This is a genomic window from Sorangium sp. So ce1014, from assembly GCF_051521505.1.
In the GTDB taxonomy this organism is placed as follows: Bacteria; Myxococcota_A; Polyangia; order Polyangiales; family Polyangiaceae; genus Sorangium.
Window position 1 is genome coordinate 2,943,536 of sequence record NZ_CP150356.1, and the last position, 13,079, is coordinate 2,956,614.

At 72.9% G+C, this 13,079-nt stretch carries 9 protein-coding genes; 4 read left to right on the plus strand and 5 right to left on the minus strand.

Annotated features, from left to right (window positions below; genetic code table 11):
- Positions 1–93 precede the first annotated feature (93 nt).
- The gene (locus tag WME75_RS11385) at positions 94–2,340 is read left to right on the plus strand and encodes a molybdopterin oxidoreductase family protein (protein WP_437489768.1); all 2,247 of its coding nucleotides are present in this window, start codon (positions 94–96) and stop codon (positions 2,338–2,340) included.
- 23 nt (positions 2,341–2,363) lie between these two features.
- On the opposite strand, the gene WME75_RS11390 is transcribed toward WME75_RS11385, so the two are convergent.
- Positions 2,364–3,011: a class I SAM-dependent methyltransferase gene (locus tag WME75_RS11390; RefSeq protein WP_437489771.1), complete on the minus strand. Its 648-nt coding sequence runs from the start codon at positions 3,009–3,011 to the stop codon at positions 2,364–2,366.
- Between the two features lie 32 nt (positions 3,012–3,043).
- On the minus strand, positions 3,044–5,671 hold the full coding sequence (gene pepN / locus WME75_RS11395; RefSeq protein ID WP_437489774.1) for an aminopeptidase N: 2,628 nt from the start codon (positions 5,669–5,671) through the stop codon (positions 3,044–3,046).
- A 712-nt stretch (positions 5,672–6,383) separates the two neighbouring features.
- Here pepN and WME75_RS11400 point away from each other — a divergent pair.
- The gene (locus WME75_RS11400) at positions 6,384–7,286 is read left to right on the plus strand and encodes a Uma2 family endonuclease (protein ID WP_437489777.1); all 903 of its coding nucleotides are present in this window, start codon (positions 6,384–6,386) and stop codon (positions 7,284–7,286) included.
- A gap of 13 nt (positions 7,287–7,299) precedes the next feature.
- On the opposite strand, the gene WME75_RS11405 is transcribed toward WME75_RS11400, so the two are convergent.
- The 3 genes from WME75_RS11405 to rarD all read right to left on the minus strand — a co-directional run bounded on the left by WME75_RS11405 (position 7,300) and on the right by rarD (position 10,792).
- Positions 7,300–8,367 carry a lysylphosphatidylglycerol synthase domain-containing protein gene (locus WME75_RS11405; protein WP_437489779.1) on the minus strand — a complete coding sequence of 356 codons (1,068 nt, stop codon included), beginning with the start codon at positions 8,365–8,367 and terminating at the stop codon, positions 7,300–7,302.
- A 233-nt stretch (positions 8,368–8,600) separates the two neighbouring features.
- Positions 8,601–9,692, minus strand: a complete 1,092-nt coding sequence (locus tag WME75_RS11410; protein WP_437489782.1) for a TauD/TfdA family dioxygenase — start codon at positions 9,690–9,692, stop codon at positions 8,601–8,603.
- A 173-nt stretch (positions 9,693–9,865) separates the two neighbouring features.
- Entirely contained in the window at positions 9,866–10,792 is a 927-nt protein-coding gene (gene rarD / locus WME75_RS11415) for an EamA family transporter RarD (RefSeq protein WP_437489785.1), read from the minus strand.
- 225 nt (positions 10,793–11,017) lie between these two features.
- On the opposite strand from rarD, the gene WME75_RS11420 reads away from it, so the two are divergent.
- Together WME75_RS11420 and WME75_RS11425 are read left to right on the plus strand one after the other, a co-directional pair.
- Entirely contained in the window at positions 11,018–12,580 is a 1,563-nt protein-coding gene (locus WME75_RS11420) for a hypothetical protein (RefSeq protein WP_437489788.1), read from the plus strand.
- Positions 12,581–12,655: 75 nt separating this feature from the next.
- Complete coding sequence (locus tag WME75_RS11425) at positions 12,656–12,847, plus strand: helix-turn-helix domain-containing protein (protein WP_437489791.1); 192 nt, start codon at positions 12,656–12,658, stop codon at positions 12,845–12,847.
- Positions 12,848–13,079 lie beyond the last annotated feature (232 nt).

A 13,079-nucleotide genomic window follows, 5' to 3' on the forward strand; every position in this document is an offset into this window, starting at 1 on the left:
CGGACGCAGCGACCCGCCCCGGATTGAGGCGCGCGTAAGCGGGCGAGGTCATGCGTTCGCCGGCCGCGCGGCGCGCTGATAGGCTCGCGCGCCATGTCGAGCCACGGGACCACGCGCACGCACCATCGCACCTGCAACCTCTGCGAGGCGATGTGCGGGGTCGAGATCGAAGTCGACGGCGGCCGGATCGCGTCGATCCGCGGCGACCAGCGCGACCCGTTCAGCCGCGGGTACATCTGCCCGAAGGCGCTCGCGCTGCAGGACCTCCACGAGGACAAGGATCGCCTGCGGGTTCCGGTCCGGCGTACCGCCTCCGGATTCCAGCGCATCTCGTGGGACGAGGCGCTCGACGAGGTCGCCGGGCGGCTCCGGGAGATCCAGGGGCGTCACGGCCGGGACGCCGCCGCGGTCTACGTGGGCAATCCCACGACGCACAACTACGCGTCGCTCCTCTACCTCATCCCGTTCCTGGAGACGTTGCGGACCCGGAGCCGCTTCTCCTCGACCTCGGTCGATCAGCTCCCGCACCACCTCGTCGCGACCCTGCTCTTCGGGCACCAGCTGCTCATTCCGGTGCCCGACGTCGACCGCACCTCGTTCCTGCTCATCGTCGGGGCCAATCCGGTCGTGTCGAACGGCAGCCTCATGTCAGCGCCCGGGATGCCGCGGCGACTCAAGGCGATCCGCGCTCGGGGCGGTACGGTCGTGGTCATCGACCCGCGGCGCACCGAGACCGCGCAGATCGCCGACCGCCACCACTTCATCCGGCCCGGGACCGACGTCTTCCTGATGCTCGGGCTGCTCTCGACCCTCTTCGCCGAGCGCCTCGTCGCGCCGGGGCGACTCGGCGATTTCATGAATGGAATCGACGATATCGAGCGGCTCGTCAGCGATTTCACGCCCGAGCGCGTCGCCCCGAAGGTCGGCATCCCGGCCGCGCAGATCCGCGAGCTCGCGCGCGCCTTCGCCGCGGCGCGCCCGGCCGTCTGCTATGGCCGGATCGGCGCCTGTCTCCAGGAGTTTGGCGCGCTCACCACATGGCTCATCGCGGTGCTCAACCTGGTCACCGGCAACCTGGATCGCCCCGGCGGGGCGATGTTTGCCCGGCCGGCCGTCGATGTCGTCGCGATCCAGGATCTGCTCGGGCAGCGGGGCGATTTCGACCGGAGCCGCAGCCGCGTGCGCAAGCTGCCGGCGTTCGCCGGGGAGTACCCTGTCGCGGCGCTCGCGGAGGAGATCCTCACCGAAGGGCCAGGGCAGATCCGCGCGCTCCTCACGATGGCGGGCAACCCGGTGCTGTCGACGCCGAACGGCCGGGCGCTGGATCGGGCGCTGGCCGGACTCGATTTCATGGCCTGCATCGACTTCTACATCAACGAAACGACCCGGCACGCCCACGTGATCTTGCCGCCGACCGGTCCCCTGGAGCGCGACCATTACGATCTCGCGTTCCACGCGTTCGCGATCCGGAACACCGCCAAGTACGCGCCCGCGCTGTTCGCCCCGGCGGACGACGCGCGTCACGACTGGCAGATCCTCGTCGATCTCGGGGTGCGCCTCGCGGCGCCCGGGCGCGCGGCGGGGCTCGCCGGCCGCGCCGCGCGCCTCTTGAAGAGGGCGCTCCCGCCGACGCGGCTGCTCGACGCGGCGCTCCGCTTCGGGCCCTACGGCGCCGGCGTGAGCCCACTGTCCGGCGGCCTCTCGCTGCGCAGGCTCGAGCGCGAGGTGCACGGCGTGGATCTCGGGCCGCTCGTGCCGTGCCTGCCGGAGCGGCTGTTCACGCGGTCCGGGCGCATCGAGCTCGCGCCGGAGGTCCTCGTCGCCGATCTCGATCGGGCGCGAGCGGCGCTCGACCGGGAGGGAGGCCGGCCGCTCGGCCGCGCGGTGAACGGGGCGGGGGAGGCGAGCGCGCCGGGGCAGCGGGGCGAGGCGGGGTATGACCTCCAGCTCATCGGCAGACGGCAGCTCAGGAGCAACAACTCGTGGCTGCACAACAGCCTTCGCCTGGTGAAGGGCAGGAACCGGTGCACGCTGCTCATGCACCCGGAGGACGCCGCGCGCCGCGGCATCGCGGCCGCGCAGCGGGTCCGTGTGTGCTCGCGGGTCGGGAGCATCGACATCGAGGTCGAGCTGACCGACGAGGTGATGCCCGGCGTCGTCAGCGTCCCGCACGGCTGGGGTCACGGCCGCGACGGCGTGCGGCTCGAGACGGCGAGGCAGCACGCCGGCGAGAGCGTCAACGACCTGACGGACGACCTCGCGATCGACGCGCTCTCGGGCACCGCCGCGCTGAACGGCGTCCCGGTCCGCGTCGAGCCGGTCGCGATCCCACCGGCGTAGCCTGGCAGCCCGCCCGTCGCCCCTCAGCCGATCGCCTCGGCCGTGAGCCGCCGCGTCCGCCGGCCCGATGCGAGCGTGAGGTGCTGTCCCCAGCTCGTCTGGTGCGGCACCTCCCCGTCCACCATCTCGCTCGCCTGGATCTCGAACCCTGCGGCGCGGTAGGCGGGGCGCAGCGCGTCATCGATCCACGCGTCCGAGAGCTCGGGGAGGCCGAGCCGGGCCGCGTAGGGCCGGTCGTCGAAGACGCTCTGGTTGAGCAGCGCGATGAGCTCCCCGCCCGGCCGGACGAGCCGGCGCAGCGCCTCGAGCACCGGCGCCTCCGGGAGCACGAGGGCCGAGAGCAGCGAGGCCCAGGGGAAGTTCAGCGTGAGGGTGTGGGCGAGCCCGGCGAGCTCCTCCGGCAGCGCCTGCACCGACGCGACAACGAAGAGCGCGTTCGGCCGGCCGCCCCGGGCTGCCTTGCGGCCGGCGCGCCACGACACCTCGCGCATCCGCTCGCCCGCGGGGTCCACGCCGATGCAGAGCGTGTCGGGGTGGGCGCCGGCCGAGCGGTACACGAAGCGGCCGTCGCCCGTGCCGACATCGATGAGGACCCGCGCGTGGCCAGCGAGCTTCGCCTCGAGGTCCGCGCGCGTCCACGTGAGAGACGCCTTGCCGAGCTGCACGATCATCGTCGCCTCGAGCGCCGCCGCCGGCCGCCCGCTCAGCCCAGGGCCCCGCCGCTCCCCGGCGGGGCCCCCGCGCCGCCTTGGCCGCTCGCCGCCGCGAGCTCCCGGCACCCGATCGCCCGCACGAGGTCGTCGCTCGACTCGCGCAGCATCCGGACCAGCATCGGCAGCCGCGGCTTCGCCGGCGGCGCGCCGCCCGGGGCCTCCTGGAGCGCCGTGAGCTGCGCCTCGGCCGCCGCGAGGAGGTCCCGATCGACGCGGTACGAGGGGAACAGGTGGGTGAAATACGCGGACGCGAGCTCGTGCGTCCGCGTCTCGAAGACGTGCTGCACCCGCTCGAAGAACCCCTGCACGTACGGCTCGAGCAGCGCGCGCTGGAACGACCAGTTGAAGCCCGACATGGCCGCGCTCGTGAGGTGCAGCGAGCCGTACCCGCCCTCGTGGAAGCGCTCCCACGCCGCGGCCTTCGCCGCCGGATCCGGGCGCGCCGTCTCGGCGCGCAGCGCGGCGCGCTGGCCGCGATCGGACGGGTCGCGCTCGCGCTCGTGGGCGAGCCGCTCGTCCGCGCCCGCCATGCCGCGCGCGATCCACTTCACGGCGACCGTCCAGCGCATCTCCTGGTCGATCTCGAGCCCCTCCACCTCGATCTCGCCGTCCACGAGGCGCGCGGCCACGACGAGGTCCGGGGCCGCGTAGGCGGCGTGGAGGAGCGCCCGCGCCCACACGATCTGCGCGTCGCCGCGGGGCGCCGCCCGGAGCGCCGAGAGGGCGAGGCCCGTGAACGCGCTCGCCTCGGCCTCGCGCATCGGGTCGGGCACGTAGCGCGCGAGCGCCGTCACCGCGTTCGTGAGCACCGGCTCGACGAGCGAGAGGTCCGGCTCGGACGGCAGCTTGTCTCTCACGAGCGCGAGGTACGCGGGGGAGGCGAGCTTCTTGTCGCGCACCATGCTCCAGAGCGACGACCAGAGCAGCTGCCGCAGGAGCGCGTCCTCCACGCGGCCGATGTGCTCGCGCACGAACGCGAGCGAGCCCGGGTCGAGCGCGATCTTCGCGAACGTGAGGTCGTTGTGGTTCGGGAACACGAGGAGCGGCGCCCGCTGCCCCCGCGCCGCGACGACCTCGGTCGTCGCGCCGTCGATCTCGGCGGGCACCGAGTCGACGACGAGCGCGCCGCCCTCCTCGCGCGCGAGCGCCACGTCGATGCGGTGCGGCCGGAGGGTCGGGTAGTCCACGGGGGCCGTCTGCACCACGCGCAGCCGGCCGATGCGGTCGCCGTCGGGCTCCCACTCGGCCGTGAGCGTGTTGACCGACGCCTGCTCCAGCCAGACGCGCGACCAGGCGCCGAGGTCGCGGCCCGAGCCCTCCTCCAGCGCGGACAGGAACTCGCGCAGGGTCGCGTTGCCGTACTGGTAGCGCTTGAAGTAGCGGCGCATCCCGTCGCGGAAGGCCGGCAGGCCGATCGCCGCGACGAGCTGCTTCATCGCGGCCGCGCCCTTGCCGTACGTGATGCCGTCGAAGTTGAGGAACGTGTGCTCCGTGTCCGCGAGCTCCCCGGCGATGGGGTGCGTCGTCACGAGCTGGTCCTGCCGGTAGGCCCAGCTCTTCATGACGTTGAACGCCTTCCACACGGCCGGCTCGAACCGGGTCGCCTGCTCCATGGCGAGGAAGGCCATGTACGTGGCGAAGCTCTCGTTCAGCCAGAGATCGTTCCACCACCGCATGGTCACGAGGTTGCCGAACCACATGTGGGCCATCTCGTGGAGGAACACCTCGGCGCGCGTGAGGCGCTGGTGCTCGGTCGGCGGGTCGCGGAAGATCATCCGCTCGCTGTGGGTCACGGCGCCGACGTTCTCCATGGCGCCGGCGTTGAACTCGGGGACGAAGACCTGATCGTACTTTGTGAAGGGGTACGGGTAGTCGAAGAACTCCGGGTAGAAGTCGAAGCCCTGCTTCGTGATCGTGAAGAGCTCGTCGGGGTCGAGGTGCTTCTCGAGCGATCTGCGGCAGTAGAGCCCGAGCGGGATGCCGCGGTGCTCGTCGCGGACGCCGCTGTAGGGGCCGGCGATCAGCGCGAAGATGTAGGTGCTGAACCGGGTCGTCTCCTCGAACACCCGCGTCGAGCGCCCCAGGCCCGCGCCGATGGTGCGGCGGACGCGGGCGTTGCCGATGATCTCCCAGTCCTCGGGCGCGGTCACGGAGAGCCGGTAGCTCGCCTTGATGTCCGGCTGGTCGAAGCAGGGGAACAGGCGGTGCGCGCTGAACGGCTCGAGGTCCGAGTAGAGGTAGTCCTCGCCGTCCTCGGGGTCGCGGAAGTGGTGGAAGCCGTCGCCTGTATGGTCGTAGTCGTTCTCGTAGACGACGCGCACGCGCGTCTCCGGGTCGAGCAGCTTCCCCGGCAGGCGGATGCGGCAGTCGGACCACTCGGGCTCGACCTCGACGCCGTTGATCTCGAGCCGCTCGATGCGCCGGCCGCGGAAGTCGATGAAGGTGTCGCCGCTGCCGCGGACGTCGAAGTAAGCGAGCGCCTCGCCGCGGTAGCCGCTCTCGCCGCGCGACAGGTCGAGGGAGAGCTCGTAGCGCGCGTTGCCGATGCGCGCGGCGCGCTCCTCGGCCTCCTTCTGGGTGAGCACGTCCCGTCCGGGGCCGCCGGTCTTTTCCGTCATGACGTGCACACCCTAGGACGAACCGCCGGAGGGTGGCCAGCGCATCCGCGCAAGGTCGGGATCGCCGCACCGCCTCGAGGCGCAGGACGGAGGCGGCTGCCAGGCGGCCTGTCGAGGGACGAGGGGGAGCGGACGGCCGGTCGGGGGAGCCGTCCCGCGCGGCCGGCGGCCGCAGGCTCGGTGGGCGCGCGGAGCGATCCCGGGGCGTCGGCCTCCCCGGTGTCGCCGGGGGCGCCCGAGGCTGCGGGGGGCCTCCGGAGGGAGCCGCGCGGCCTTTTTTGTGCCAGAAGGGCGCGGCTCTGTGCCAGGGGAGGGGGGTCCGGCACTGGCTCAAACGCAATGCATTGCGACACACCGGGGTCCGGACCCCTCGAGAACGCTCGGTCGAGCGATTTTTTGGGCAAGGTTGTGCCAAAAAACGCGTTTTTTGGCGAAATTCTGTGCCAACGACCCCGTGTACACCGTCTTCGTTGTGCCAGAAGGGGGGTCCGGACCCCTCCGGACCGCAATGCAGAGCGCTTGCGGGGGTGCCGCACCCCTCCCGGGACGCACGGAAGAGCGCGCGCGGGGGGGGCGGGATCCCTCCCGGGCGCAAGCAACGCGAGCGGGGGAGCGCAGCGCGGCTCGGCGTGGCCTGGAGCGCCCTTGTTGAGGGGGCCGAGGCCGGGCGTGTGCCGTGGTCGCGCCCGCGCGGGCTCGCTATGCTCGGACCATGCAGCGCGCGCCGACGTCCTGGGTGATCGACCCCGACGATCCTCGGGCCCCCCCGCAGGAGCTCTGGGACCGGATGACGCCGGAGGAGCGGCAGCGCGTCCTCGACACGCTCCCGTCGGAGTTCGAGGTCTCGGAGGCGAGCCCTCCCGAGGGCGACTTCCACTTCAACCCGAAGGTGGCAGCCCGGGACACGCTGGGCGGGTACTTCCAGCGCATCGGGCGGCGTGTGTACCTCGCGTGCGAGCTGCCGGTCTATTACCCGGTAGAGCGGATGTTCGCGCCCGATCTCATCGCCGTACTCGACGTGGAGGTGAAGGAGCGGGCCCACTGGTCCGTGAGCGCCGAGGGCAAGGGCGTCGACCTCGCGCTGGAGATCCTCTGGAGCGGGAGGAGCAAGAAGGATCTCGAGGACAACGTCACCCGCTACGCGTCGCTGGGCATCTCGGAGTACTTCGTCTTCGACCGGCGTCGTCGCAGGCTTCGTGGCTTCCGGCTCGCCCAGGGCAGCGCGCGCTACCAGCCGATCGTCCCGCAGGAGGGCCGGCTCGCGAGCACGGTGCTCGATCTGGACTTGGGCCTGGAGGGAGACCGGCTGCGCTTCTTCCACGGGCTGGCGCCGCTGCCGGAGACGCACGAGCTGCTCGCCAGGCTCGGCACGATGGTGGGTGACCTCGAGGCGCGCATCGAGGGGACCGAGCAAAGACTCGACGAGGAGAGACAGCGCCTGGACGAAGCGAGGCGGCTCGCCGATGAAGAGCGGCTGCGCCTGGACAAAGAGCGACAGCGGGCCGACGAGGAGCGACAGCGGGCCGACGAGGAGCGACAGCGCGCCGACGAGGCCGAGCGGCGGCTGGCCGAGGCCCTGGCCGAGCTGGAACGCCTCAAGCGCGAGCGCGGCTGAGCGCGCCGGCGGCTCAGCGCGCGGGAGGGCTGCGGCGCCACGCGAGCGTGGCGGCGATCCCCGCGAGCGCGAAGGCCGCCTGGAGGAGGTGCAGGAGCAGCGAGACCGCGATGGCGGAGCTCGCGGTGAGGCCGAGCAGCGAGGCGGCGAGCGTGAAGGCGCCGTCGGTGGCGCCGATCTGGCCCGGGATGAGGTCGCCGGCCGCCGTGCCGGCCGCGCCCACGCCGTACGCGGCGAGCGCGCGGAGGAGGCCGCTCTCGGCGCCGACCGCGGCGAGGAGGACGCCATACTGCGCCGCCTGGAGCGCGCGGCCCGCGACGCAGGCGACGAACGGCCAGCCCGGGACGGGCGCGCGCTCGCGGACGGCCTCCTGGAAGGCGGCGGTGAGCTGGCCGGCGCGGGCGAACCGCCGGGTGATCCACGCCGAGGCGGCGCGCTGCCGCGCCGCGAAGGCGACGCCGAGGCCGCTCGCGACAAGGAGGGCGGCGTGCGCGAGCACGCCCAGGGCGAACGGGGAGGCGCCGCCGCCGATGCGGAAGAGCGCCGCGGCCGCGAGGAGCGACAGCGGGGCCGCGCCCAGGAGCGCGAGCGACTGGTTCGCCGTGGCGATCGCGGCCGCGCGCGGGGCGCCGACGTGGGGGGAGAGCAGCGCGGCCTTGACCGCCTCGCCCGCGGCGCGGCCGGCCGGCATCAGCGTCATGACGGGGTAGCTGACGACGTGGATGCGAAGGAGCTCCGCCGGCGGGATGCGCCGCGGCGCACAGAGCACGGCGGTGGCGATCGTCTCGCAGCCGATGCGTGCAGCCTCCAGCGCGATCAGGAAAGGCAAGAACGGCGCGGCGCGGGTCACCGCGGCGAGCATCTCCGCCGCGCCGACGTGCCGGATGAGCGCGACAAGGGCGGCGAGGCCAAAGGCCCCGAGCGCCGCGTGGAGCAGCGCTCTGCGCCGCGCGCCGCGGGCGGCGGACGTGTTCAGGGCGTCGGGCGGCGCGGCAGGGACGCGCGCCCCGCCGCCGGGCATGGGCCCGGGGTCGCCGTCGGGGCATTCCTCTGCCGCTCGGGCCGGAGGCAAGGGAGCCATGGGAAGGGGGTACGCTGCGAGGCGCATGCCGGCGCCGTGTGGGCGCGGCGTGCGCACGCGGCGGCGGGGCGCCCCGGGCGCGCGGAGAGCGCGGGCGCCCCGGGCGCGCGGCGTGCGCAGGCGCCCCGGGCGCGCGGCGTGCGCCCGCGGCGGCGGGACACCTCGCGGAAGAGCGCCTCAGCGCCGCGGACAGGCAACCGTGAGCGCCCCGGGGCCCTCTCGGGCGCGACCGCTCACGCGGGAGCGAGCGGGGCGTGGAGGCGCGTGCCCGGCACGACGATGCCCCCGCGGTCGCCGGGGGTGAGCGAGCCGAAGCGCTCGCGGAACACCGGCGGCAGCGGCCGCGCGCCGGGCGGAGCGAGCCAGAGGCGGAGCAGGTGCCGCCGGCGATCCGGCTCGGGCCAGTCCTCGAACGCCGTGCGATCGTGGAGCAGCGTGTGGTTGTGCACGAGCTGGATGTCGCCCGGGCGGAGCTCCATGGTCATGTGGAGCGCCGGGTCGCTGGCGAGGGCATCGAACAGGTCGAGCGCCTCGACCTGCCGCGCCGTGAGCGGCGGGACGTCGGCAAAGCGGCGCGCTGACTCGATGTACTGCCGCTGGTAGACGGCGGACAGGAGCTGGGTGTGCCAGCTCAGCACCGGGATGCGGAAATAAGGCCGCTCGCCCGCCGGCACCTCGCCCCGGCGATCGGTCTCGAGCGGCGCGAACAGCGCCTCGGCCAGGTCCGGGCGCGCCCGCCGCATCTCGTTGTACAGCGTGACCGAGCTGACCAGCGCCGAGAGCCCGCCCGCCCTGGCGGTCCGGAGGCAGAGCAGCGCCACGACATCGCACGAGTCGGTGTGGAAGGTCTGCCGCTCGCGCGTCTGGTAGATGCGCACGCTCGGGTCCTGGCTCGAAAGGCCGAGGTCCTTCACGTGGCCGAGCACGTGCCCTCGCGCGTTCTGCGACCGCGCGCTCCCGAGGTGGCTGCCGATGCCGAGGAACGCGATCGCGGCCGCGCGGAGGTCGCCGCGGTCGAGCCAGGCGCCGCGCAGCCCGCGGAGGACGGCGAAGCCGCGGCCGTCGAGCACCTCCGCGAGCACGCCGCGGAGGCGCGCGGCGAGCGACGGCAGCGGGAAGGCCTCGCTGCGCATCCGCGCCGGGTCTTCGCCCGTCTCGGCGAAGCGCCGGACGGCGGCCTCGACCTCCTCGAGCTCCGCCGGCGTGAGGTGCTCGATCCAGCCGTCGCTCTGCGCCATCGCAGGGCCGTACCAGGCCGAGGGGCCGGCGATCTGCGCCGGGATCTGCGAGAGGTCGGTGCTCGGTGCGGTCTCTTCGGAGCTCATCGTCTGGACCAGAGTGAGGATTTGAATCGTCGAGGCGCGAGGAACGCCAGGGGAGGGAATTGTAGAGGAAGAGATGAACAGAGTCGAAGGCGCCAGTCACGGAAGGAGCGCCCTCTCTGCTCTCTCTTGGCGTCCTGGCGGTTCGAATTCCTCTTGTCTCGTCTGCAGAGCGCTCAGGATGCGCTCGTCCTTGACGCGCGGCGCGCGCGCAGCGCGGCGTCGGCGCTGAACACGGCGAGCCCGGTCCAGATGCAGGCGAAGCTCACGGCCTGGGTGGCCGTGAACGGCTCGCCATAGACCAGCACGGCGAGCAGGAACTGACCGCTCGGCGCGAGGTACTGGAGGAAGCCGAGGGTGGTCAGCGACAGGCGGCGCGCCGCGTTCGTGAACCAGATGAGCGGCAGCGCGGTGATGATGCCAGTCGCGGCGAGGAGGACGTGCGTCCGCAGATCGGCCTGGCCCAGGGCGCCCGAGCCGTCGACGTGGAGGGTGGCCAGGTAGGCTGCGCCGAGCGGGGCGACGAACAAGGTCTCCAGGGTGGAGCCAGGGAGCGCGTTGACGGCGACGACCTTCCGCAGCAGGCCGTAAACACCGAACGTCCCGGCCAGGGCCAGCGCGATCCAGGGGACCGAGCCGGCGCGCGCGGCGAGGTACACGACGCCCGAGGCGGCGAGGCCCAGCGCGAGCCACTGCGCGGGCCGCGGCCGCTCGCGCAGGAAGAGCATGCCGAGGAGCACGCTGAGCAGCGGGTTGATGAAGTAGCCGAGGCTGGCGTCGAGCAGGCGCCCCACCGCGACGGCGTAGATGAAGAGGACCCAGTTCGCCGAGACGAGCGCCCCGGTCGCCGCCATGGAGGCGACGACGCGCCGGTCGCGCAGCGCCGCGCCGAGCGCGCCGAGCTGCCCCGTGGCCAGCGTGAGCGCGGCGAACGAGAGCAGGCTCCACACGGTGCGGTGGGCCAGGATCTCGAACGCGCCAACATGACGGAGCTGCTTCCAGAAGACGGGAACGATGCCCCACGCGCTGTAGGCCGCGACGCCGTAGACGACGCCCCACGCCGCTTCTGGGCGGCTCTCCGGGGCGTTCTCGGGCGTGCGCATGAACGGTTGTGCTCTCCGAGGCGCGATGCCCGCGGCCCGGCGCAGCCGCCACGCGGCGCCGCTCGCGTGACGGCGGCGGCGAACATGTCCAAGTTACTCGCGAATTTCAAGCGTCTTCTTCGGGCGGGTCCGCAGCGCGACTCGTCTTTTTCCCGCTCGATACAAGCGCAGGCATCCCGCCGGTGGGTGACCGCCTCGCGGCCTGATAGGATCGCGGGCGTAGCCGTGAATGACCGTCGCGACACCCTCGTATCCATCCCTCATGAGGAAATCCAGAGCGCCGAGGATCGCTCGTGGACCGAGCGGCTCCTCGGCTGGCTGGTGCTGCCCGAGCTCACCGCGGCCGAGCGGGACGAGATCGCGACGACCCTGGAGCGTGTCGAGGACCCCCGCGCGGAGGCGCGGTTGACGTGCATCGTGGAGGCGCGTGTGCTCCCCGAGGCGGCGCGCGAGATCGCGGGCGCGATCCTGAGGAGCGCCGGGAATTCTCCGGGCGGCGCCCGGCTCAGGGCCGCCTGGGCGGGGGGCGACGCCGTGCTTCGCCGTCACGCGCTGCTCCTCATGGGACGCGCCGAGGCGGACATCGTCGAGCCGGTTGCCCGGGACCCCGCGCACCCGCTTCACAAGGAGGCTATCGAGGCCCTCGCGTTCGACTTCTCGGAGCCGCGCTTCCAGGCGCTGAAGATCGCCGCCCTCGAGCACCCCGACGCGGACGTCCGCAAGGTCGCCGCCGACGCACTGCTCTGGGACGAGCCCGTCGCGGCCGAGGCGCCGCTCCTCCGCGCCGCGGCGGATCCAGCGGTCGACGTCGCCATCGCTGCGCTGGACACGCTCCGTTACTATCCGAGCCAGCGCTGCCTCCGCGCGGTTACCGCGCTCTGCGAGCATCCTGACGAGAGGGTTCGCGCCGCGGCAGGTCGCTGTGCCTTCGAGATCCGCGAGGACAGGTTTCGGTGGGCGCTCGACCGCGCCGACCCGGCCGAGCGGCGCCGTCTCCTCGCATGGATGGATCCGGTCCGGCATCTCCTTGGCATCCCGGAGGACGATGCCGTACCCCGGGCCGACGACCCCGCTACGAACGCGCGGATCTACCCGCCCGGTGGTGACCGCGGGTCGGACGGAGATCTGGAGACGGCCGAGCTCGTTGCGCTCTATGCCGATCTCGACGGCTGCTGGGCGGACAGGAAGAGTCGGTTCTCGGAACGCTTCCGAGCAGAGCGTTATGCTGCGGACCGCGGCGTCTTGACGGCGTTCCTGGTGGGACACCCCGATCCCTGGATCCGCGAGCGGTCCGCGGCGCTCCTCGCCGCGTGGGGCGAGCACGGGGCCCTCCTCGGGCTCACCCACGACCCTGCTTCTCACGTCAAGAAGAGCGCGATGTACTGGCTCGGTCAGCTCTCGGCGAACCGGGCCCTGGCAGCTCCCGCCTGGGAGCACCTCGGCGAGCTCGGGACGACGGGCACGCACGCCCTCGAGACCCTGAACACGTACGTCGCTCATGCGCGGAAGGAGGATTCGATCCCCCGGCTCCTCACGCTCGCCCGCAGCGATGGACGCGAGCCGGTCCGTTCCGGTGCCGTCGATGCGCTCGCCAGGCTCGGCGCTCGCGCCGAGATCGAGGCGCTGCTCCCCCTGCTCGCCGAGCCGCCGCAGGTGACGTGGGGGACTCACCTCGCGCTCCTGGAAGCATGCAGGCCCCTCGGTCTCCACCCGGGACGGTGCGACGCGCTCTGCGCGGTCGACAACATCGATGTTCAGATCGCGCTCGTGCACATGATGGCGGCGTGATCGGCCGCTGACTAGCTCGCTAAGGAGAGCCCTGAACATTCGAGCTGCTGCTTGTTCGATGACCAACATCGGAAGGTGTTGACAGAGGACGATTCCTGCGATTTTGATCTGCGGAGCCGTTTCGAGCTCGAAGCTCAGGTGCCGCGGGAGCTCCTGGTGCAGCCGTGGGGAAACGTCGCCGCGGTGGCGCGCGAGCTCGGGAGAGAGCGCGCCCAGGTGCACCGGTGGCTCAGGCGATACAACACGAACATCGACGAGCTCCGCTGACCGCGTAGTCCGGGAGGCGTGCCGCGGCCGGGATCCAGGCGAAATTGGACGGCGCGGCACTGGCCTCCAAGGATAGTCCTGCATGCCCGCTCGTGCGCTCGCCCGGGGCCCGCCGTGCTCGCGGCCGCCACCGCGCAGCGCGTGCGCGTCGCTCGAGCCCCGCGCTCGCCGGCTCGATGGGGGCAGGCCCCGCGCGCGCAGGGCCGCCCGATCGCGGGCAACACCGCGCTTC